This window comes from Bifidobacterium sp. W8112, from assembly GCF_016101425.1.
GTDB classification, from domain to species: Bacteria; Actinomycetota; Actinomycetes; order Actinomycetales; family Bifidobacteriaceae; genus Bombiscardovia; species Bombiscardovia apousia.
Map to the genome: position 1 here is coordinate 769,492 of NZ_JACFQN010000001.1, position 23,867 is coordinate 793,358.

Genomic DNA, 23,867 nt, shown 5'->3' on the forward strand with positions numbered 1-23,867 from the left:
AAACCATGGCACGCGGCAGACACAGAGGAATCAGCTCCGGAATCATCTTCATCCTGGTACTGGCGGTCCTGACCGCGGGCACCTACATGGCCTGGCCATTGTTGACTGGCCGAGGAGGCTGGCGGCTGCCCTGGAACCTTGGAGGTTCGGACCAGGTAGTGCGCATCCGGGCCCGGCAGGCCCCAGTCTCCCTGGACATCCGCACTGAGCCCGGCCGGGCCACTGACCAGGCCCTGATGGGCAACGTCTACCAGACCCTGACCAGGCCCGACGCCCAAGGTCGGCCTACTCCTGGACTGGCCCAGAGCTGGGAGGTCTCCGCCGATGGGCTGCTCTACACCTTTCATCTGCGCAGCGACGCCCGCTTCGCCGACGGGCGCCAGCTGACCTCAGAGGATGCCCTCTGGTCCCTGCGCCAAATCATCGACCACCGGTATCAGGGCCACCAGGACCTGGATGGCCTGGCCAAGGTCACCAACCCGGATGATGCCACCCTGGTGATCAGACTGAAGAGCCCAAACGCCCTCTTGCTGAACGCTCTGAGCGGTCGGGCCGGCATTGTCTACGATCGCCAGGCCCGCGTCAACTACTCCACCCAATCGGCCGGATCAGGCCCATACCAAGTGGATGACTGGCAACCGGGAGCCAGCCTGACCCTGACCACCAACAAGTCCTACCGAGGCCCGGACAAGGCCGCCATCCACAAGGTCATCTTCAGCTATGCCGGCAGCCCCGAGCAGACCGTCAAGGATCTGAACCAGGGGCGTCTGGACGCTGTAGTGGACATGGATCCGGCTACCGCCAAGCAGGCTGGCAAGGCTCCGACAGCAACACCCAGCACGAACAATGTGGTCCTGGCTTTCAACAACGAGGCATCCAGCCTGCTGTCCGACCAACATATGCGCGAGGCTGTCCGCTATGCCCTGGACCGCCAGGCACTGGCCGATCTGGAAGGCGGCGGAGCCAAGGCCTTGGGCGGACCGCTCAACCCGCTCAGCCCAGGCTACGATCCCGGTCTGCAGGCCTTCCCATTCGACCGTGTCCAAGCGGCTCGTCGAGCCTCCTACTATGCCCAGTCCTACTATCACGGCGGCCTGCGCCTGGTCTATCCCCAGGAATTCGGCAGCCAGGTGGGCGATCTGATCAGCACGCAGCTGAAGGCGGTGGGTATCCCCACCCAGGTCTCCATGGTGGATCAGGCTGCATTCCGCGACCAGGTGCTCACCCGTCACGACTACGACATGGCCCTGCTGGTCATGGACAATGACGACATCGGCCGCTTCGCCGACCCCAACTCCACCATGCTCTTCGACAACACCGAAGTCCAGGAATCCTGGAAGCAGGTCAAGGCCAGCACCGACCAGAACACCTATGCCCAGCGGCTGCGAGCCTTCGCCCAACAGGTCAGCGACCTCTCCCCCAGCGACTGGCTTTATGAGCGCACGCCCTTGGTCCTGAGCACTCCCCGTCTCCAGGGCATGCCCGGCTACCTGACGGATCGCTACCTGCCCCTGTGGAACCTGCACATCAAGGGGTGAGGAGACGGGGGCCCCTTGTCATCATTCGTCCATAAAATGCTGGTATGTCTGCTGAACACCAAGGAATCGTCAATGCCCATCTGACCCCCCTGCCTGACAGGGTGGGCGTGGATGGCCTGGAGGAAAAGTGGTGCCGCGACTGGGATGAGTCCGGCGTCTACCGCTTCCGCAACACCCGCGAGCGCTCCGGCGTCTACTCCATCGACACCCCGCCGCCCACCGTCTCGGGGCATTTGCATGTGGGGCACGTCTTCTCATACACCCACACCGACGTGATCGCCCGGTTCAAGCGGATGCAGGGCTACGACGTCTTCTACCCCATGGGCTGGGACGACAACGGCCTGCCTACCGAGCGGCGGGTCCAGAACTACTACGGGGTTCGCGTGGACACCTCGCTCAAGTACGATCCGAACTTCAAGCCCCCCTTCCACGGAACCAAGGGCAAGAAGATCAGCGCCAAGGATCAGGTGCCCGTCTCCCGCCAGAACTTCATCGAACTGTGCGAGGAACTGACCGCCGAGGACGAGAAGCTCTTCGAGCAGCTCTGGCGGTCGCTGGGCCTGTCAGTGGACTGGTCGCAGACCTATCACACCATCGGCGAGCATCCCCGCCGGGTGGCGCAGAAGGCTTTCCTGCGGAATCTGGCCCGGGGCGAGGCCTACCAGAAGGAGGCCCCCGGGCTCTGGGACGTGACCTTCCAGACCGCCGTGGCCCAGGCCGAGCTGGAGTCGCGCGAGTACGACGGCTTCTACCACCGGGTGGCCTTCCGGTTTGCGGACGGCACGCCGATATACATCGAGACCACCAGGCCTGAGCTGTTGGCGGCCTGCGGCGCCCTGATCGCCCACCCGGACGACAAGCGCTACCAGAAGTACTTCGGTCAGAAGGTCTACTCCCCCCTGTTCAAGGTAGAAGTCCCCATCCTGGCCCATCCCGCCGCCGAGATGGACAAGGGCGCCGGCATCGCCATGTGCTGCACCTTCGGCGACGTGACCGACGTGCAGTGGTGGCGGGATCTTAACCTGCCCACCAGATCCATCATCCAGCGCAACGGACGAATCGTCATGGACGTGCCGGATTGGATCACCGATGAGGGCGGACGGCGCATCTTCGAGCAGACCGAGGGCAAGACCACCTTCTCAGCCCGCAAGATCATCGTGGACGCCCTGCGCGAATCCGGCGACCTGGACGGCGAGCCCAAGCCCACCAAGCGCATGACCAACTTCTATGAGAAGGGCGACAAGCCCCTGGAGATCGTCACCTCCCGCCAGTGGTACCTGCGCAACGGCGGCACCGACCAGAAACTGAACCAGGAGCTGCTGGAGCGCGGCAAGGAGCTCCACTTCCACCCGGACTTCATGCGGGTGCGCTACAACAACTGGGTCGAGGGCCTGAACGGCGACTGGCTGATCTCCCGGCAGCGCTTCTTCGGAGTCCCCTTCCCACTTTGGTACCCGGTCAAGGAGAACGGCGAGACCGACTACGCCCATCCCATCACCCCGGCCGAGGACAGGCTTCCCATCGACCCCAGCAGCGATGTGCCCGAGGGCTTCGAGGAATCCCAGCGCGACCAGCCCGGCGGCTTCACGGCCGAGAAGGACATCATGGACACCTGGGCCACCAGCTCCCTGACCCCCCAGATCGTAACCCACTGGGCCGAACCAGGCGAGCAGGATCAGGCCCTCTTCAAGGCCACCTTCCCCATGGACCTGCGTCCCCAGGGACAGGACATCATTCGTACCTGGCTCTTCAGCTCCATGGACCGCGCTCATCTGGAGAACGGTTGCCTGCCCTGGAGCGACACCACTCTGTCGGGCTGGATCCTGGATCCGGACCACAAGAAGATGAGCAAGTCCAAGGGCAATGTGGTGGTGCCGGACGAACCCATCAAGAAGTATGGCGCCGATGCTGTGCGCTACTGGGCATCCTGCGCCCGGTTGGGCCTGGATGCCACCTACGATGAGGGGCAGATGAAAATCGGCCGTCGCCTGGCTGTTAAGCTCCTCAACGCTGTCAAGTTCGCCCTGGCCATCGGGCGGGAGGATGAGAACCATAAGGTCACCCAGGCAGCGGAGGCGACCTGGAACCCCGCTGACGTCACAGTCCCGCTGGACCGGGCAGTCCTGGCCGGCCTTGCCCAAGTGATCGACCAGGCCACCAAGGCCCTGGAATCCTACGAGCACTCCAAGGCCCTGGAGGTGACTGAATCCTTCTTCTGGGACTTCTGCGACAACTACATCGAACTGGCCAAGAACCGGGCCTACGGAACTGCGGATGCCACCGGCAGGACCCCTGGCGAAGCCCAGGTGCTCAGCGCCCGCACAACCCTGGGACTGGTTCTTGACGCTCTCGACCGTCTCCTGGCCCCCTTCCTGCCCTTCGCCACCGAAGAAGCATGGCAGTGGATGCACCAGGGAGACGGATCGGTTCACCGGGCCTCCTGGCCACGTCCAGAATCCTACCGGGCAGCTGCCCAGGGACAGGATCCCGCTCTTCTGGCCTGGGCAGGCACGGCCTTGGCTTCACTGCGGCGGATCAAGTCCGAGGCCAAGGTCTCCATGAAGACCCCCATCCTCTCCGCCTCCTTGAGCGTGGCGCCGGAGGGTCTGAAAGCCGTCAAGGCCGCCCTGGACGACATAGCCGAAGCGGGCAGGGTCACCGGAGATCTGAATCTGGTCGAGGAGACCACCCAGCCCGAGACCGAGGGAGCCGGCGAGGATGAAGCGGGCATCCGAGTGACAGCCAGCCAGCTGGGCGAGCCCCCGGCCAAGAAGCCTCGCAAGTAGGCTCCACAATTCCCCAATACAACCGAGGCGGTTCGGCCATAGGCACCGCCTCGGTTTTCTTATCCGTGTCACTGGTGACAATGACAATCTGCAATGCCAGTCAAACCATCGTCGTTCATGCAAAAAGTACAGCTTCCATAATCAACAGCATGCCTCTTGCAGTGAATTTGCCCTGCAACACCCTGACCACAACACTCTAAACCGCACAAAGATTGCAATGCTACAGTAAAAGTTATAGAGGGACTTTATTTTAGTGTGCGTCGACGCAGATTTTGGGGCCACGACCTGGGGAATCGGCACGCTTGGGGAGGAAGAGTCGAATGGGGAATGCTCATGGCATCCGCAGACTGGTGACGTTGACAGCCATGATTGGGCTGGCGCTGATCGGAGCATCAACAGGCGCATACGCAACCACCGGCGACATGACACCTGCATCTGCCACAGAATCGCCCTCGCCCAATCCTGACAGCAGCGCAAGTCCATTGCTCCGGGCAGGCAGTGAGGCACAGGCTCGAGCCGCTGCCCCGACCGCCTCACCGTCACCGTTGGCCAGTAACAATCCTTCACCATTCAAGGCCGTCCAACCATTCAACAGCAAAAGGGCGGACAGACCGTTCAGGGACAGCTCACCGAGAGACAAGTCACCCCAGACCAGGGATTCATCCTCATATACCCTCACTTTCGAGCCTGACGGGGGCTCGCTGGCGTCCGGCTCACCGGCCCTGAGCCAGACAGTGACCTCAGGTCATCTGGCATCCCCACCTGCCGTCAACAAATCTGGCTACCTGTTTGATGGATGGTTCCTCAAAGGCTCCGATGTGGCCTATGACTTCGGCAAGCCGGTCACCAGCACGCAGTCGCTGACGGCCCGTTGGTCGTCGGTCAACGACGCCCAGTGGACGACAGCCGACGTCAGCGGTGGCGACACCGGGGGTTCGGCAATCACCCTGACTCCCCCCAAGCCCAGAGGAGTGAGATTTGCACAGGTCAGCGCCGGACACGATCACACCCTGGCCGTAGGCTCGGACGGCCACGTCTACGCCTGGGGAGACAACAGCAGGGGTGAGCTCGGCGACGACACCACAATCAACAGAAACACGCCGGTTCGGATCACCGAAAATGACGCTATCAAGGGAAAGACCTTCGTATCCGTCAGCGCGGGAACCACATTCTCCATGGCCCTAGCCTCGGACGGCACCGTCTACACCTGGGGCGACAACAGTCGCGGCGAACTCGGCAACGGATCCACCACGAATTCTTCAGTACCGGTAAAGGCGAATCTCAACGCCACCATCACCGCCATCAGCGCCGGATACTGGCATGCCATGGCCCTGTCCTCGAGCGGGACGATCTACACATGGGGAGACAACGAATACGGCCAGCTCGGCAACGGGCACACGGGTGTCAACGTCAACGCTTCACCAGCAGCGGTCTCTTCATCCGGCGTCACCTTCACCACCATCAGCGCCGGATACGATTTTCAAACGGCGCTGGACAGCCAAGGACATGCCTACGCCTGGGGACGCAACCAGGGCGGCCAGCTCAGCATCGGCACCATGGACGGCACCAGCAGTGGTTCCAATGTCTACACTCCATCGCGCATTTACGGCGACTCGACCGGCAACCCAGACAGCACAGTCTACACCGACATCGATGCAGGGTACCTGCACGTCCTTGCACTGAGCAATACAGGCAAGGTGTACTACTGGGGTTATCCCCTGACCAAGGGCAATGACGCCAATGCCGACAGCGTCCACTCCTTCTATCCCAGCCTGGTAAGTCTGCCCTCAGGAGCGGCGACGCCTGTTTCAGTGAGCGCCGGGGACTACTCCTCTGCGGTGGTCGATTCTGCGGGCAGCCTGTACATGTTCGGCAGCAATTCCAGCGGCCAGCTGGGCGACGGCACCACAAGCCCCAAATCAACTATGACCAAGGTGAGCCTGACAGGTGTCACGGTCAGCGAGTTCGATGTCTGCCGGCACAGTCTGGCCATCGGCTCGGATGGGCTCCCCTACAGCTGGGGAGAAGCGAAAAGCGGCAAGCTGGGACAGGGCAGCAAGGGACCTCAAAGCGGCTCGCAGCCCAAGCCTGCAGCGATCAGCCCACCCCAGATAGATCTGGCCAAGGTAACCTTCGGCAGGACGGATGTAGCCAAGACCGACAGCAACAGCCCAATCAGCCGAACCTCCGCAGGCGACGACACCTGGAGCGCCAATACCCCATGGACGATCGCGACCCCCCACCACACCTACGGAACCACCGAGATCAGGATCAACGATGGTCAATGGTCCCTTGGCGGCGCAGCACAGCAGGGGCAGAGCATCGCCAACTATACCTTCACGCCCACTGCTAAGAAGGTCACCTTTGATTCGGACGGGGGTTCATCTGTCTCAGACCAGTCCGTCATCGCAGGCAAGCAGGCCTCACCTCCCACCGTCACCAAGGCAGGCTTCCTGTTCGACGGCTGGTTCATCAAGGAAGCCGACGGCAGCTCCAATGTGGCCTACGACTTCAGCAGCCCGGTCACCGAACCACTGAATCTGAAAGCGCATTGGTCTTCGTCAGACATGAAATGGAAAACCTCGGATGCCCTCCATGGCGACGACACCGGGGGCTCCAAAATCACCCTGACTCCCCCCAAGCCCAGAGCAGTGAGATTTGCCCAGGCCAGCAGCGGGCGCTACCACACCCTGGCTGTGGGTTCTGACGGTCACGTCTACGCCTGGGGGAATCAGGCCAGCGGCGGACTGGGAAACAGCAAAGACTCAGGCACGGCAACAACGCCGGTGCGGATCACCGAAAATGATGCCATAAGGGGAAAGATCTTCATAGCCGTCAGCGCCGGCGACGCTTATTCCATGGCCTTGGCCTCGGACGGCACCGTCTATACCTGGGGCAGCAATGGCAAGGGACAGCTCGGCAACGGCACTACCGGAAACTATTCCACAGAACCAGTAAAGGCACAGACCGGCAATGCCAAAATCACCGCCATCAGCGCGGGACGGGCATACGCCATGGCCCTGGCCTCGGACGGTACAGTCTACACCTGGGGCAACAACGGCAAGGGACAGCTCGGCAACGGCAGCTCAGACGGTGGCAGCCATCCCTCCCCCACCAAGGTCACGGCGCTGTCCAACATCACCGCCATCAGCGCAGGGTTCACCACAGGCACGGCCCTGGACAGTCAAGGCCACGCCTGGGCCTGGGGCGAGAACAGCAAGGGACAGCTCGGCAACGGCGCCCTTGGTGACAATCCGACGCCGACACGCGTCCAAGACCTGGACACCGGACAGCCTGATGCCCGGTTCTATATCGCCATCAGCGCGGGCTACCAGCACGTGCTGGCGCTGGATACGGATCATGACCTCTATGGATGGGGTTCCGGCACCGCCATCGGCTCCACTACCGATACCAATGTCAGCACGAAAGGATCCACTAAGATCAGCTTCGGAGACGAGACTGTCAACATCACCGCCATCAGTGCAGGCGACGATGGATCCGAAGCCATAGACACCAACGGAAGAATCTACACCTGGGGCAATCAGGGTTACGGCCAGCTAGGCAACGGCAATAGTGATGCATGGCAGACCAATCCGAAAGCCATCACTCTGGCCCAATCGGTGAAGGCCTGCGCGGTAGCCACCTCCGGCCATCACCAGACGGCCATCGGGTCTGACGGATTGCTCTACACCTGGGGATACAACTACTACAACCAGCTGGGACAAAGCGTATCGGCATTAAGACCCGGCGCCACACAGCCGCCGCAGATCACCCTGGCCAAGGTCGTCTTCGGCACCATGGCCAGCAGCACCGAGCCAGCCACGAATCTGACCCAGACAGGCAAAGACACCTGGGATGAAAACCGGGATTGGACCTTCGTCACGCCCGCGTACCCATACGGCCCATCCAGTTTCACCATCACATGGACTATCGCCGACGACTCCGGAGACTCAAAGCAGACACAGCAGTTCGACTACACCTTCGATCCGACCGAGAAGCGCATAACGCTTGACCCCCAGGGAGGTACTGGAGCTGCATGGACAAGCAAGGACATCATGGAAGGCGAATTGGTACCGCGACAGACCCTGACCAAGACAGGCTTCCTGTTCGACGGTTGGTTCGTCAAAGCGGCTGACGGCAGCTCCAATGTGGCCTACGATTTCGGCAAGCCGGTCACGGACCCGTTGACCCTGGTCGCGCACTGGACGCCTTCGGCTCCAATGACCGTCGACCCAACCGTCAGTCCGTCCACTGGCGGATACCAGGTCACCATCACTCCGCCCTCGCAGCGTGGCATCCGCTTCGCCCAGGTCAGTACAGGCAAAAACCATACCCTGGCCGTCGGCAGCGACGGGAATGCCTACGCCTGGGGAAACAACAGCACGGGCCAACTCGGCAACGGCAGCAAGGACGGCAGCAAGACGCCCGTCCAAGTGAAGAAGCCCGAGGGAATTGGCGACAAGGACAACTTCTCCTACATCCAAGTCAGCGCAGGATATGGGTTCTCGTTGGCCCTCGGCAGTGACGGCAACGCCTACGCCTGGGGAGACAACAGCAGGGGACAGCTCGGCAAGGGCACCGCAGGCGGCACCGATACGATACCCGTCCAAGTGAAGAAGCCCTCCGGTGCAGGTACTGACTTCGCCTACACCCAGGTAAGCGCAGGCGGCTATCATTCCCTGGCCGTCGGTAAGGATCATCAGGCCTATGCCTGGGGGGACAGGAGCAACGGCGGACAGGTGGGCGACGGGAACACGACCGGGAACGCCCCTGCTCCTGTAGCCGTCAACGCAAGCGCCACCAGTCCTGGATTCCAGGCCAGACAGGTCAGCGCTGGATATCAGCACTCTCTGATCATCGGTATAAGCGGGCAAACCTACGCATGGGGATACGGCGCCAGCGGCAGACTGGGCAACAATGCCAAAGCCTCACAGGCCACTCCTGTGTCGGTATCGTCACCCGTGCAGTACGAGGACGGATCAATAGGATTCTTCGCCACCCAGGTCAGCGCGGGAGGCTCGCACTCCCTGGCCATTGGCAGAGACGGCAAAGCCTACGCCTGGGGTGCGAATACCGACGGGCGACTGGGCACCGGAGACACCAATGATGCCGCAATACCAACCCTGGTGGCCGATCCCGACGGAGGCAGCGATGGATTCGAACCCACCGAGATCAGCGCCGGAGGATGGTTCTGCGCAGGAATCGACAACAAAGGGAGGATATACACCTGGGGAAACAACGGTCAAAACGCCCTGGGCAATGTCTCCATCACGGGATCCATCAGCGCATCCCCCGTTCTGGTGAGCAAAGACGGCAGCACCACACAGATCAGTGCAGGCGAGCGCCAAGTCCTGGTCATCGACTCCAACGACATGGCCTATGGCTGGGGCGACAACAGCAGCAGACAGCTAGGAACCAATTTGGACAACACTTCCGTCAAGGCAGCCACCTTGGTCTGCCCGCCGCAATTGACCATCAGCTCGGTCACAGTCGGCACGGATCCGGATACTGCCGCAGTTCTTGAACTGACCCGGAGCGGCACAGCCGACGCATGGGGATCATGGAATACCTGGACCTTCTATACCCCAGCCTTCAAGGCGGGCCGGACAACAGTCAACATCACCTGGAATGTGGGCCAAGGCAACCCTCAAACCGAGAATCTGCCCTTTACCTACAGGGATATTCTGCCCCTGACCGGTAGCCAGGGTCTGCTCATCGTGCTGCTTGTCGGACTTTTCATAACGGTGACTGTCCTGGCAGCAAGACAGCATTACTTGGAAATGGCCCGCCAGACTCTAGCCAGCACTCGCTGATACTTTGTGGCCGACGGCATAGGAATTGATCCGAGCCGTCGGCCATGACCATACGATGGATTTCCTCAGTGTGAGTTGGCCTGATCGGCCAGCCGTTCGTGGTCGCGCTTGGCGGCATCGGCCACCAGATGCAGATAGGCCTCAGCCAGATCCGGGTCCAGCCCGTAATCATCAGCCTTGTCTCGCAAGGCAGCTATTTGTGCGCTCTCCCGGCGCATATCCGCCGAGGCGAATCCTGCCTGAGCCTTGAGCAGCCCGATGCGGTGGGTCACCCTGAACCGTTCGGCCAGCATGGCGACAACGGCGGCATCGATGGTGTCCACATCGGCACGCAATTCCTCCACCTGTCGGGCGGCCTGGGCCTGTGGACCCCCGCTCTGCACCTGGTCATCGATTACTGTTTCCATCTTCGCATCGCTCATAAAATACCAGTCTAATCAAGCGCCTTAGGCGACTACGACAAGCCCTGCCACCACTGTGACACTGGTGTTATTGTAGTGGATGGGATTATTAACTCTTGGGGAGAGAGTCTCGTTCGTCTACACCTGCCTATACAAGTGCCGGACGCATGGGGGAGGATGCCTTCACATGAAGATGGTACGTAGTCGTCGCGTCACACTGCTCATCAGCCTCTGCTGCGTCTTGGTTGTCTGCAGCATGCTTGGTCTGCAATTCGGTCAAGCAGCGCCGGAGTCCAATGAGACCGCAGTCGCGACTCAGGGAACTGGAGCAATTGGCACTGGAACCAATACTCCCGGACAGATTCCTTCGGTTTCCCCCGGTCCCTCATCATCGCCGTCGGGCATGCCCACCCTGTCCAGTGGCTCTGGTGCAGCGGCAACAGGACAATCAGCGCCTGCCGCCAGCACATCGCCCACCTCTCCGTCCTCGCCTTCGCCCGGCACAGCAGGTTCCTCGGAACCGACCTCAACCGCCTCTTCCCCATCGAATGCCACCAGCCACACAGTCACTTTCGACTACAACATGCAGTCTGCAACTCCGACCACCTCGACTGTGGCTGATGGCGCCCAGGTTGCGCGCCCCAGTCCTGAACCCACCCGCCGAGGATTCGTTCTCGAAGGATGGTTCGCAGGCAAGGTAGCCTATGACTTCTCCGCACCTGTGCATGCGAACCTAACCCTGAAAGCCAAGTGGGCCCGCGCCGACCAGACCTGGACCATGCAACCGCAAGAGGGACCAGAATCAGGAGGCACCGGAGTGACCCTTACCCCGCCTCCACCCTCCGGTGTCCGTTTCAGCCAGGTTAGTGCAGGCACCCGGTTCTCGCTGGCTTTGGGATCGGATGGCAACGTCTACGCCTGGGGCTTTAACCGTGCTGGTCAGCTAGGTGATGGCACTATTGTCAACAGGTCGACGCCCATAAGGGTGCCCCGGCCCGAAGAAGCCCGCAATGACAAGGATTTTCGGTTTGTCAGTGTCAACGCTGGCCGGTTCTTCAGCATGGCCCTGGACAACCATGGCACCCTCTGGTCCTGGGGGTACAACTATCTGAAGACCTTGGGCAACCCGAATGTGGCTGACAGCGGCATGCATAACTATTCGGAACACCTGGTCAAGGTGATGCTGCCTGAAGGAGTGCCGGCCGGATTCACCTACAAGGCCGTCACCGGTAGTCACAATCACACCCTGGCCATAGGATCGGATGGCAACGTCTATGGCTGGGGAACCTGCAGTGAAGGAGAAACCGGCCGCCATAAGTGCGACGGCATATGCGACTCCACGCCCAGCCTCATCCAGGGATTCGATAAGAACCACAAAATCATAGCTGTGCAGGCAGGAATGAACTACTCAACAGCTCTGGACGACGCTGGCACGGTATGGTCATGGGGAAGCAACCTTTACCACCAGTTGGATCCATCCGCCGGCGCGGTCGTAGGAAACTATACGCCGATCAAGATCCACGGCCTTGACAAGGTCCATGTGGTGGCCATCGCAGACGGCTTTGAGAACACCCTGGCCCTGGATGACCAGGGAAAAGTCTGGACCTGGGGAATGAACGAAAACGGCCAGATCGGCAACGGGTCAAGCGCCAGCAAGACCGAGGTGTTCAAAGACCCCGTTCAGGTCAGCTTCCCCCAAGGGACCAGAATTACCGCCATCGCTGGTGGCCACCATTACGGTTCCAATCACGCCATAGCTCTGGATTCAGATGGCAATATCTGGGCCTGGGGCGACAACAGCTACGGACAAATGGGCGACGGCAAGACCTCTGCAGCAGACAGCCCCCAGACCACTCCGGAACGCTTGGAAGATCCAAAGCTTGCCGGTCGGCACTGGATCAGCATCAGCGCTGGCGAAGATTTTAACCTGGCTATCGGCGACGACGGCCAGACCTATAGCTGGGGACGTGACGACGAGGGTCAGCTGGGTCAGGGTACCAGCGGCGATGGCGCCCATAACCGGCCCTCTGCGGTCGCCTTCCCCTGGCCGGCGAAACTGACCGGAATCAAATTCGACACTACGGATATCACCACCGGAATGCAGGCGCAAAAGAACGGGACCTGGACGGCTAGCACCCCGCCGCACGCCCCAGGGCTGGTGGATGTGGCCCTGACATGGACCTTGAACGATCAAGAACAGACCCAGGTCCACCTGCCCTTCCGCTACCTGGCGCGCGGGGTGACCGTAACCTTCCAGTCAGAGAGCGATTCACCGGCACCACCCAGCCAGAGTCTGGAAGCGGGAGAGCGGGCAGTCCGCCCCAGCGCTGATCCGACCAAGGCCGGCTACCGCTTCGACGGCTGGTTCCTAGGCAAGACCGCCTACGACTTCTCCAAGCCAGTCACCAGCTCCATGACGCTCAAGGCCCACTGGAGCCCTGAGAATCAGAACTGGAGCATGACCCCGAGCCATGGAACCGAGATGGGCGGAACGAAGGTCACCCTGACGCCGCCAGCCCTGCGGGGCATTCGCTTCAGCCAGGTCAGTGCCGGTTCCCACTGGTCCCTGGCCTTAGGGTCCGACGGGAAGGCCTACGCCTGGGGCAAGAACAACAGCAGCCAGCTGGGCAACGCGAACATCGCCAAGGGCAGCGCCAGCACCATGCCGGTCCGAGTGGACATGCCCGAGAAAGCGGAAGCCAACTTCGTCTTCACCCAGGTCAGCGCGGGCCGGGATTATGGCCTTGCTCTAGGTTCCGATGGAAAGGCCTACGCTTGGGGCAACAACGACATTGGCCAGCTGGGCGACTCCACCCTAAATGCCCAGGGCCGGCCCCATCTGGTACCTGGTCTGCCTGACAAGATCCGGTCCATCAGCGCCGGTGGTGGACATGCCTTGGCTCTGGATTCCCAGGGACGAGTCTGGTCCTGGGGTGCCAACCAATACGGGCAGCTGGGCCTGGATAATGCCGGCGGCGATACCGTCTCGCCAGACGGGCGAACCAGCCCTGCCATGGTGACCGGAATCCCGACAACCACAACGGCAATCAGTGCCGGAAGCCGGTATTCGCTGGCCATGACCGTGGATGGACAGGTCTACGCCTGGGGCACCAATGATTCCGGCCAGCTGGGCGACCCCTCCCTGCCAGTGAGCTCTGACGGCGCCAACCCCACACCGTCTGCCGTTCAAGGACTGACGGGCGAGATGAGTGCCATCAGCGCTGGAGACCACCAAGCTCTGGCCCTGGATTCCCAAGGGCACATCTGGACCTGGGGACAGGTCAAGGGCGAGAACAAGAAAACCCCTGCCCTATTGACCCTTCCCGACGGACTGCCGACGGGGTTTGCCATTACACAGATCAGTGCTGGCACCGGAGCATCCTCCGCCCTGGGCTCCGACGGGCGGATCCTGACCTGGAGCAATGCCGCAGAAGGCACAGATCCCGCATTCTTGGCCAAACCCAGGAACGTGTCTGAGGATTTCAGCTTCACAGCCGTCAGCACGGGCGACCCGAGCTCACTGGCCCTAGGCTCCGACGGCCTGGCCTACGGATGGGGTGCCGACGATGCCGGCCAGCTGGGTGACGATCAGTCCGGACCGGACCTGAACAGCAAGACGCCACAGGCTGTCGTGATCAGAAGCCTGGTCAAAACGGTCACCTTCGCCGGACTGTCTGCAGAGGGAACCCCGCAGTACCAGAATGGCGCCTGGGTGGCAGTCACCCCACGCTACAGGCCCGGGCAGGTGGATACTGTCATTCATTGGAGCCTGGTAGGCGTGGACCAGCAGGATCAGACACTGCCCTACACCTACGACCAGTTGGCCGTCCTGCCCCTGACCGGCAGCACTGGCGTGATTCTGCTGATCATAGCTGGCCTGCTGGGCATGGGAGCCGCCATGGCTGCCAGATTCCATCGGCGGGAGAACAAAATGGCAGCATGACAGGGGCAGGGACGACACTATGAAAAACCTGGGCTGACAGGCTTCGAATAGATCATCGCCCTAAACAGCTGTCTTGTTTCGCCACTGCTTATGCATTGGGCCCTATCCACGAACTGAATCGCGGATAGGGCCCAATAAACATGTCAGGCGTCAGGCCCGAGTCACTTCTGAGCCAGCATGGACTGGTTGATAGCCGACAGGAAGTCCCGGTTGGTGGCCGTCTTCTTCAGCCTGGGTACCAGGGTCTGATAGGCCTGCTCGGTCTCCATGCCGCCCAGGAGGCGACGCAGCCGGTAGACCACAGCCAGCTCCTCGGGCGCGGTGATCAGCTCCTCGCGCCTGGTGCCGGAAGCGTTGATGTCAATAGCTGGGAACATGCGTTTATCGGCCAGGTCCCTGGTCAGCCTCAGCTCCATGTTGCCGGTGCCCTTGAACTCCTCGAAGATGACCTCGTCCATCTTGGACCCGGTTTCCACCAAGGCCGAGGAGATGATGGTCAGGGAGCCGCCGTTCTCGATGTTGCGGGCGGCGCCGAAGAAGCGCTTGGGCGGATAGAGGGCCTGAGCGTCCACACCGCCGGAGAGGATGCGGCCGGAGGCGGGAGCCGAGATGTTGTAGGCGCGGGCCAGGCGGGTCATGGAGTCCAGCAGGACCACCACATCCTGCCCCAGCTCCACCAGACGCTTGGCCCGTTCGATGGCCAGCTCGGCCACAGTGGTGTGATCGCTGGCCGGACGGTCGAAGGTGGAGGAGATGACCTCGCCCTGAACCGTGCGCTCCATGTCGGTGACCTCCTCGGGCCGCTCATCCACCAGGACCACCATCAGATGCACCTCAGGGTTGTTGGCGGTGATGGAGTTGGCGATGGACTGCAGGGTCAGGGTCTTGCCGGCCTTGGGCGGCGAAACGATCAGACCGCGCTGGCCCTTGCCGATGGGGGCGACGATGTCGATCAGACGACCGGTGATGTTCTTGGGCTGGGTCTCCATCCGCATGCGCTCCTGCGGGTAGAGGGGGGTCAGCTTGTTAAAGTGAGGGCGCCCTGCTGCATCCTCCACGCTCATGCCGTTGATGGTGTCGATAGCCTGCAGGGGAACGAACTTCTGGCGCTGATTGCGATGCTCACCCTCGCGAGGAGGACGGATGGAACCGTGCACGGCATCGCCCTTGCGCAGGCCGTACTTCTTGACCTGACCCATGGAGATGTAAACGTCGTTGGGGCCAGGCAGGTAGCCGGAGGTGCGCACGAAGGCGTAGGAGTCCAGCACATCCACAATGCCGGCCACGGGGACCAGATCCTCGGGCTTGAAGTTCTCCCTGGGCTCATAGTCACGATCCCGGCCGCTGCTGCGATGGTTGTTGCGGTTGCGGCGGTCGTTGCGATCGTTGCGGTCATTGCGATCGCCCCGGTTTCGGCGATCATAGCCGTTGTGGCGGTAGTCGCGCCCATCCTCGCCACGATCCTCATAGCTGCGCCGACGAGGGCGGTCGTTCCGTGAGGGAAGTGCTGCCAGAATATCGTCCAAATTACGCACTGAACCGGAGCCAGAGCCTTCGCGCTCCTCACCATGCTCACGCTCGCTCCGGCCACGGTTGGTGCGGGAGCCCCGGGACGAATCCGTGCTGCGGTGACGGCGCCGGGATATGACCACGTTCTCCTCGTCGGCCACAGTATGAGGGAAGCGGTTCCTGTGCTCGGTATGGCCGCTCTTATGATCGTCAATGCCCAAAACATCGAAGAGGTCACCGACAGGACGATCATCCTTGGATTCCTTGGCCTCCGTGGATTCCTGTCCGCCCTCCGCAGAGGACTTCGCCTCCTGCTTTGTCGGCTGCTGCTGTTCGTCGGCCTGGCCCCCCTTGGCCACGGCGGCCGCGGCCTTAGGCTTGCCCACGGTTACTCCCTCAGGGGCCTTGCCACCCGAGCGTGCCGCCTCGATCGTCTCGATCAGGACAGGCTTGCGCATGCCGGAAATACCGCGCAACCCCAACTGCCTGGCCAATTCCTTGAGTTCGGGCAGCTTCATGGAATGAATATCTTGGCTTGTTGCCACTGTTGTAATGCCTTTCCTTCGCTATGCCTAATTAGGCTAGGCAAATAGCTTGAGAATAGTGCGGGGGTACCGCTCATGAAAATTCGATGCCGACTCGGCTTATCGAACTTCCATAAGCCTACAACGAGTGCCCGACCGGTGCAAGGAACAGCCTGCGTGTCCAACAATTCATGGATAAGCCTCTAGACTAGGCATATGAATGACCGATCATCTCTGCGTGAGCAACGGCGGAGCGAATTCGTAACCACCGCCATGCGGGTCTTCGACCGGAAAGGTGCTGCAAACACCTCCCTGCGCGACGTAATCCACGCCATGAACCACGGCAAGGGCGTGGGCATGAGCGTTTTCTATTACTATTTCACATCCAAGGACGACCTGATAGACGCCTGCGTGCGCACCTATCTGGCCTCTTATGTGGACCATGTGGTTGACATTCTGCAGGATGCTGACCTGAGCGTTCAAGAGGCGCTGGACGACATCTGCCCGCATCTGATAAGAGCCATCTGGAAGATGGACGTCATCTTCGCGGACAAGGCCAACTGGTACAACTACCTGAGCACCAACAGCAATGTGATGGAGGGCTTCGTCAGGCAGATCATCGACCCTTTGACCAAGGCCCTGGACCGCTGGCTGGATCGGGGCGACCTGCCGCAGACCCAGCTGATCCAAATAGCCAGCACCCGCACTGTGGCCTGGCTGATGGCCGACGGACTCTCGTCCATCGTCAGCAACGGCAGAGGACCCGCCGGACACCCGCAGATCAGAGAGGTGGTCCGCCAACGTGTCCGCGAGAGCGTAGCCTTCTTCTCGCAGCTGCTGGGCCTGCCACTGAAGCCCCCAGCCATCGCCCTGTCATAAAATGACCAAGCCCCCGACCCTGCAGTCGAAGGCTTGGAGGAAAACGAAGACTGAGGTTTGCTTACTTCTCCTCGTGGTAGGACTTCTCAGTGTTGACATTCCAGACGTTGGTCTTGTCAGTACGCCCCGATTTGATGTTGGCCACAGCTTCCATGGATGTGGCCATGGAGTGATCCTGGTTGTTGTAGTGATGCTGCCCGTTGCGGCCCACGCAGTAGAGGTTGCCGAAGGAATCCAGCCATTTGACCAGCTCCGGCATTTGCGCGTAAGTATCGAAGTATGCCGGGTAGGCCTTGACCACCCGCTCCCGGTGCGAATCCAGCACGTCGGTAGGGCCGTTGATGATGCCCATCCGGGTCAGCTCCTTGATGGCGAAATCAGTGGTCTCCTGATCGCTCATGCTCCAGAAGTCGTCGCCCTCCTTGCAGAAGTACTCCAGGCCGATCCAGACAGTGCCGTCCACATTCTTGACCATGTAGGGGCTCCAGTTGTTGAAGATCTGGATGCGGCCCATCTTGTAGCCGGGATCCTGCACATAGATCCAGCAGTCGGGAACGATGGGCGGGTCGCCCAGGGTCTTGATGGAGGTGGTGTTGCGGATGCGCAGGTGGCGGACCAGCAGGCCAACAGTCACGAAGTCACGGTAGGGCAGGCCCTGAGCCACCCTGACCATTTCCTTGTCGGTGGAGGGCTCCTCGTGGGCAATGGCCTCCACCAGGTCCTTGATGGGCATGGAGGAGATGATCTGATCAGCCTGCAGGGTCACCTCCTTGCCATCAGCGTTGCGGTAGATCACACCGGTCATGCGGCCATCATGCTGGGTCAGTCCGATCACACGGGCATCGGTGATCACATGGACCCCGTGCTCCACATTGCGACGCTCCACGGTCTCCCAGAGCTGGCCCGGGCCCAGCTTGGGGTACCAGAACTCCTCGATCAGGCTGGTCTCGACCTGATGGGCATCGCGCTTCTTGGGCAGCAGCTTCTGGACAGCGTTCTTGAGCACGCCCATGATGCTGAGCCCCTTGACCCGCTGGGCGCCCCAGTCGGCGCTGATCTCGCGGGGATGGCGGCCCCAGAGCTTTTCGGTGTAGCCCTCGAAGAACATGGAGTAGAGCTTGCGACCGAAGCGGTTGATATAGAAGTTCTCCAAGTTGTCCTCAGGAAGCTTGTGGACGACGGACTTCAGATAGCTGAACCCGGCCTGCATGGTCAGCTTGAAGCCCATGGCCTTGAGTGTGTTGAGTGTCAAGGAGATGGGATAGTCGAAGAAGTGGTGGTTCCAGTAAATCCTGGAGACGCGATGACGCTTGAGCATGACCCGGTCCGTCTTCTCCGGGTCGGGGCCGCCGGGCTCCAGATCGTGGTGGCGGCCCAGTTTTTTATCGTCATAGGAGGGCGCGCCCTGCAGGGGCAGGACCTCCTTCCACCAGTCCATGATCCGGTCATCCTTGGAGAAGAACCGGTGGCCGCCGATATCCATGCGGTTGCCGTTGTGCCGAACCGTGCGTGAGATGCCGCCAAAGGCGTTAGTGGCTTCCAGCACAGTGACGTCATAGCGCTCGTCACCGCCGTCCTTGACCAGTTCCCATGCCGCTGTCAAGCCGGCGGGCCCTCCGCCGATGACGATCACGGACTGCTTGCGCTCCATGCCAACCTCCTGAAAACCATATAAAATCATCACCACTGTATCCGGATCGTCTCCAGTCAAAAGCTGCTGAAGGACTTCCCTCACGAATTCCCGCCATTGCGTGGAACAAACGTGATGATGCTCGCCCTTGCGCGACGCTTAACCCAACGAATCGGGGATATCGATGTCTGTCTTCTGCACTTCCTCCACATTGACATCCTTGAAGGTGACGATGCGGACGTTCTTGACGAACCGGCTGGACCGGTAGACATCCCAGACCCAGGCATCGGTCAACCGGACGTCGAAATAGACGTCCTGCCCAGCGGAGCGGACGTTGAAGTCCACCTTGTTGGCCAGGTAGAACCGCCGCTCGGTCTCGACGACGTAGGTGAACAGCTTGATCACGTCCCGGTACTCGCGGTACAAGGCCAGTTCGGCGTTGGTCTCATAGTTGTCGAGATCCTCAGCACTCATCGACTACCTCCATTCGCGCGATCACGGCCATGGCCAAGCGTACGCCACCAGGCGCGTTTGGATCGCTTGGCCTCAGCCGACCCATAGGCCCAGTCCGAGGCCGTGTGCTCCTCGTCGGACTGCTCGGCAACGGATTCTTCGGAACCGGACCCCTCCCCCGTATCTTCAGCGTCCTTCTGACCAGGGACCGCCTTCCCATCATTCCTGCTATCGGGTCCTGCATGGCCTTGAGCAGATTGTTCTGAATGCGGGTCACCCTTCGAGGCCAGATGGGTCCGGTCACCTGATACGTGCGGATCCTGAGCTGACGGAGTGGACTCCTCGGACCCGCTTATGCCGCCATCCTCATCCGCAGCGTATCCGTGTGCAACAAGGGCTTCGGCCACGCCAGGATTTTCACGGATGACATGCATGCCGAAGGCATTCAAAGAACGGATGGGATCATACTCGTCGACCAAGGCGTCCATGACGATCTGATCCTGATACTTGCCGTTCTCGGCGTCCCAGAGCGCATCACGGGAGGTGCCCGAAATCATGAATCCCAAGGACTGATAGACGGAGATGGAGCGTGTGTTTTTCTCTGGCACAGCCACCCAGATCCGGTGCAGGCCCAGACCCGTAGGAGCGGCAGCGTACCCGTAGGTCATGATTCTGGGCATGGCATCCCGGGAGTAGCCGCGCCCTCGGAAATGCCTGCCCAGGACCACCTGGATCCTGGCTGAACGCGACCAGCCGTCCACGTCGATCAGGAAGATCATGCCGATGACTCCCTTGGTGGCATCGGCATCGGGCGAGCCGTCCTGGTCGGTGTCCGCATCAGTGACCATGGCCCAGGCCAGGGTGCGACGGGACTCGGGGTCGCCCACGCCTGAATCACGGGCGGCCAGGCCCTTGGACCAGGCCACCGACCGACGCACCCAAGCGTTGACGACGGCTCGTTCGGCGCTTGGTCCCTTACCGGTGATGCCGGTGGAATTATAGAAGGCCTCCAGCTGATCCATTGCCGTCAGATCGGCGATAACCGCCGGACGCAGGTGCAACATCTCGCCCCGGATATAGGGGATCTCGATCCGGTCGGGCAGCTGTCGGCTCGCCACATCGTCAGGTCTCTCAGCTTGCGTTTGCGGTCGGTTATTGTCCCTGCCGCTCATAGACATCACGTCACCTCCATGGTCGCCACCTTGCGATGGCAATCAATTGTAATCCCTCGCCCCTGGGAAAACCATGAGAAGCCGGGCAGGTCCGCCGGTCTGAACCCGATGGAATCAGGTCGGCGGACCGGGCCTGATCAGGACTTAGCGATGCGCTCCATGACGATCTTGCTGACTGCCTTGGCATCGGCCTGACCTTTGGTGGCCCGCATGACCGCTCCGATAATAGCGCCCATGGGCTTCATATTGCCGCCCTTGAGCTTGGCCACGATGTCCGGGTTGTCCTTGAGGGCCTGATCGACGGCTGCGTCCAGAGCCCCGTCATCCGAAACCACCTGGTACCCGTGCTTCTTGACAACCTCGGCGGGCTTGCCTTCTCCTGCCAACACGCCGGAGACGGTCTGCTTGGCCAGCTTGTCGTTGAGCTTGCCGTCAGCAATCAGCTGCTCCACATCGGCGACATCCTGAGCCGAGATGGGCAGTTCCTGCAGGCTGACCCCACGGGTGTTGGCCTCGCGGGAGATCTCGCCCAGCCACCACTTGCGGGCTCCGGCAGCCGTAGCGCCGGCCTTGACCGTGTCCTCGATCAGATCCACGGCGTCGGCGTTGACTGCGTCCTGCATCTGACGGTCGGTGAAGTCCCACTCCTTCTTGAGACGGGCGCGGCGCTCACGCGGCATCTCAGGCATCTGGGCCTTGAGCTCCTCGATATGGTCCTTGGTCACATGGACCATGACCAGGTCAGGGTCAGGGAAGTACCGGTAATCGTTGGCATCGGTCTTGACCCGGCCGCCGGCGGTGGTCTGCGTGGACTCATCCCAGTGGCGGGTCTCCTGCAGCACCTCCCCGCCGGACTCCAGCAGGGCGGCCTGACGGCGGATCTCGTAGGTCAGCGTCTTCTCGATGCCCTTGAAAGTGTTGACATTCTTGGTCTCCGACCGGGTTCCCAGAGGGGCGTCCGGCCCGGCGTGCAGGGAGACGTTGACGTCAGCGCGCATGTTGCCCTGCTCCATCCGGGCGTGGGAGATGCCCAGGGCCCGGACGATGTCGCGGATGGCCCGAACGTAGGCCCCGGCCACCTCTGGGGTGCGTGCCCCGGCGCCCTCGATGGGCTTGGTCACGATCTCGACCAGGGGCACGCCGGCACGGTTGTAGTCCACCAGGGAGTGGTCGGCGCCTTCGATGCGGCCGTCGGCACCGCCCACGTGGGTGTTCTTGCCGGCATCATCCTCCACATGGGCCCGCTCGATGGGCACACGGAAAATGCTCCCGTCGTCCAGCTCCACGTCCAGGTAGCCCTCGCCATTCAGGGGCTTGTCATACTGGGAGATCTGATAGTCGCGGGGCATGTCCGGGTAGAAGTAGTTCTTCCGGGCGAACTGGCTCCACTCGTTGACCTTGCAGTGCAGGGCCAGGCCGAGCTTGACCGCATAGTCGATGGCGGTCTTGTTGACTACGGGCAGGCTGCCGGGCAGACCCAGGGAGACCGGGGTCAGCTGGGTGTTGGGCTCGCCGCCGAACTCGATATGGGCCGGGCAGAAGAGCTTGGTGTTGGTGCAGAGCTCGACGTGGACCTCCAGGCCGAACACCGGGTCGTACTTGGCCACGGCATCGGCGTACTTCATCAGTTTTTCAGCCATTATGATTCCGTTTCCTTCCGATGCCTACTTGGTCGAATCCTGAGCCAGGCCATCCAGCCAGGGGGTGGACAGCTTCTTGGAGATGGGCCCGCCCCACTGCTCCTCCAGGGCTGCCTCAAGAGCGGCGGCAGGCCGGTACATGACCTCGTCGCGCATCTGGGGGGCGAAGAACTGGAAGCCGACAGGTAATCCGTCGTCGCTAAGCCCGGCAGGAATCGACATGGCTGGAGTGCCGGCCAGGTTGGCCGGAATGGTGGCCACATCGTTCAGATACATGGCCAGCGGGTCGTCCATCTTCTCGCCGAAACGGAAGGCCGTGGTCGGCGATGTGGGAGAAACCAGGACGTCGGCCTGTTCGAAGGCCTTCTCGAAGTCGCGGATGACCAGGGTGCGGACCTTCTGAGCCGAGCCGTACCAGGCGTCGTAGTAGCCGGCGGACAGGGCGTAGATGCCCAGGATGATCCTGCGCTTGACTTCGTCGCCGAACCCGGCTTCACGGGTGGCAGCCATCATATTGGCAGCCGTCTGGGGCACGCCCTCGGGGGGCATGACCCGCAGGCCGTAGCGCATGCCGTCGTAACGGGCCAGGTTGGAGGAGACCTCGGAGGGCATGATGATGTAGTAGGCGGCCAGCGCGTAGGGGAAGTGCGGGCAGGAGACCTGGACCACCTCGGCGCCCATGGACTCCAGCAACGAAACGGCCTCGTTGAAGCGGGCCTCGACGCCGGGCTGGTAGCCCTCGCCGCCCAGCTCCTTGACCAGACCCACCTTGAGACCCTTCAGATCGCGCTTCTGGCCCTGACGAGCAGCCTGGGCCAGAGGGGGAACCGGCTTGGGAATGGATGTGGAGTCCCGGCGGTCGTAGCCGCCGATGACCTCCTGCAACAGGGCCGCATCCAGCACGGACCGGGAAACCGGACCGATCTGATCCAGGGAGGAAGCCATGGCGATGGCCCCGAACCTGGAGACGCCGCCGTAGGTGGGTTTGACGCCTACGGTGCCGGTCAGGGATCCGGGCTGGCGAATGGATCCACCGGTGTCGGTGCCCAAGGCCAGCGGAGCCTCAAAGGCACCGACAGCCGAGGCCGAGCCGCCGCCTGAACCGCCCGGAACCCGCTCGGTGTCCCAGGGGTTGTGTGTGGTTTTGAAGGCTGAGTGTTCAGTGGAGGATCCCTGAGCGAACTCGTCCAAGTTGGTCTTGCCCAGAATGGGCATCCCTGCAGCCTTGAGCTTCTTGATGACGGTGGCATCGTAAGGCGGCACCCATCCCTCAAGGATCTTGGATGCGGCCGTAGTGGGGATGCCCTCGGTGACGATCATGTCCTTGATGGCAATGGGCACGCCGGCCAGTTCCGGCAGCCCCTCGGCGCCTTCATGAGCCAGACGCTGATCGAAGGCGTCGGCCTGCTCCAGGGCCTGATCGGCGCTGACCTGCAGGAATGCATCAATGCTGGGTTCGGCGGCCTCGATCACATCCAGATGGGCCTGAACCAGTTCACGGCTGGAGACCTGCCCAGATCGCAGCTGCGCGGCCATATCGGAGGCGGAATGCTTGACCAATTCTTCCTGTGCGCTCATC

The 23,867-nt window shown here is 61.6% G+C and carries 12 protein-coding genes; 5 read left to right on the forward strand and 7 right to left on the reverse strand.

Translation table 11 applies throughout. From position 1 onward, the window contains the following. Nucleotides 1-5 precede the first annotated feature (5 nt). The 3 genes from H3T92_RS03225 to H3T92_RS03235 all read left to right on the forward strand — a co-directional run bounded on the left by H3T92_RS03225 (nt 6) and on the right by H3T92_RS03235 (nt 10,137). Complete coding sequence (locus H3T92_RS03225; RefSeq protein WP_144084962.1) at nt 6-1,538, forward strand: ABC transporter substrate-binding protein; 1,533 nt, start codon at nt 6-8, stop codon at nt 1,536-1,538. 44 nt (nt 1,539-1,582) lie between these two features. After that, nucleotides 1,583-4,324: a valine--tRNA ligase gene (valS, locus tag H3T92_RS03230; RefSeq protein WP_144084961.1), complete on the forward strand. Its 2,742-nt coding sequence runs from the start codon at nt 1,583-1,585 to the stop codon at nt 4,322-4,324. Nucleotides 4,325-4,746: 422 nt separating this feature from the next. Next, nucleotides 4,747-10,137 (forward strand): RCC1 domain-containing protein, encoded by a 5,391-nt coding sequence (locus H3T92_RS03235; RefSeq protein WP_232341892.1) that lies wholly within the window; start codon nt 4,747-4,749, stop codon nt 10,135-10,137. A 65-nt stretch (nt 10,138-10,202) separates the two neighbouring features. Here H3T92_RS03235 and H3T92_RS03240 read toward each other — a convergent pair whose 3' ends face one another. Beyond that, nucleotides 10,203-10,559 (reverse strand): chorismate mutase, encoded by a 357-nt coding sequence (locus H3T92_RS03240; RefSeq protein ID WP_144084959.1) that lies wholly within the window; start codon nt 10,557-10,559, stop codon nt 10,203-10,205. Nucleotides 10,560-10,725: 166 nt separating this feature from the next. Here H3T92_RS03240 and H3T92_RS03245 point away from each other — a divergent pair, with 166 nt between their 5' ends. Further along, nucleotides 10,726-14,481, forward strand: coding sequence for an RCC1 domain-containing protein (locus H3T92_RS03245; protein ID WP_186279314.1), 3,756 nt, complete (start codon nt 10,726-10,728; stop codon nt 14,479-14,481). Nucleotides 14,482-14,642: 161 nt separating this feature from the next. Here H3T92_RS03245 and rho read toward each other — a convergent pair whose 3' ends face one another. Beyond that, entirely contained in the window at nt 14,643-16,508 is a 1,866-nt protein-coding gene (rho, locus tag H3T92_RS03250) for a transcription termination factor Rho (RefSeq protein WP_232341893.1), read from the reverse strand. Nucleotides 16,509-16,730: 222 nt separating this feature from the next. On the opposite strand from rho, the gene H3T92_RS03255 reads away from it, so the two are divergent. Then, the gene (locus H3T92_RS03255) at nt 16,731-17,393 is read left to right on the forward strand and encodes a TetR/AcrR family transcriptional regulator (protein WP_052692865.1); all 663 of its coding nucleotides are present in this window, start codon (nt 16,731-16,733) and stop codon (nt 17,391-17,393) included. A 61-nt stretch (nt 17,394-17,454) separates the two neighbouring features. On the opposite strand, the gene H3T92_RS03260 is transcribed toward H3T92_RS03255, so the two are convergent. The 5 genes from H3T92_RS03260 to gatA form a co-directional block, all read right to left on the reverse strand. After that, nucleotides 17,455-19,044: an NAD(P)/FAD-dependent oxidoreductase gene (locus H3T92_RS03260; protein ID WP_144084956.1), complete on the reverse strand. Its 1,590-nt coding sequence runs from the start codon at nt 19,042-19,044 to the stop codon at nt 17,455-17,457. Between the two features lie 138 nt (nt 19,045-19,182). Next, nucleotides 19,183-19,497, reverse strand: a complete 315-nt coding sequence (locus tag H3T92_RS03265) for a DUF2469 domain-containing protein (RefSeq protein WP_015022511.1) — start codon at nt 19,495-19,497, stop codon at nt 19,183-19,185. Then, nucleotides 19,494-20,540 carry a GNAT family N-acetyltransferase gene (locus H3T92_RS03270; RefSeq protein ID WP_232341894.1) on the reverse strand — a complete coding sequence of 349 codons (1,047 nt, stop codon included), beginning with the start codon at nt 20,538-20,540 and terminating at the stop codon, nt 19,494-19,496. The genes H3T92_RS03265 and H3T92_RS03270 overlap by 4 nt, the downstream gene beginning before the upstream one ends. A gap of 245 nt (nt 20,541-20,785) precedes the next feature. Further along, the gene (gatB, locus tag H3T92_RS03275) at nt 20,786-22,288 is read right to left on the reverse strand and encodes an Asp-tRNA(Asn)/Glu-tRNA(Gln) amidotransferase subunit GatB (protein ID WP_144084955.1); all 1,503 of its coding nucleotides are present in this window, start codon (nt 22,286-22,288) and stop codon (nt 20,786-20,788) included. Between the two features lie 24 nt (nt 22,289-22,312). Continuing rightward, nucleotides 22,313-23,866, reverse strand: a complete 1,554-nt coding sequence (gene gatA / locus H3T92_RS03280; protein WP_144084954.1) for an Asp-tRNA(Asn)/Glu-tRNA(Gln) amidotransferase subunit GatA — start codon at nt 23,864-23,866, stop codon at nt 22,313-22,315. Nucleotide 23,867 lies beyond the last annotated feature (1 nt).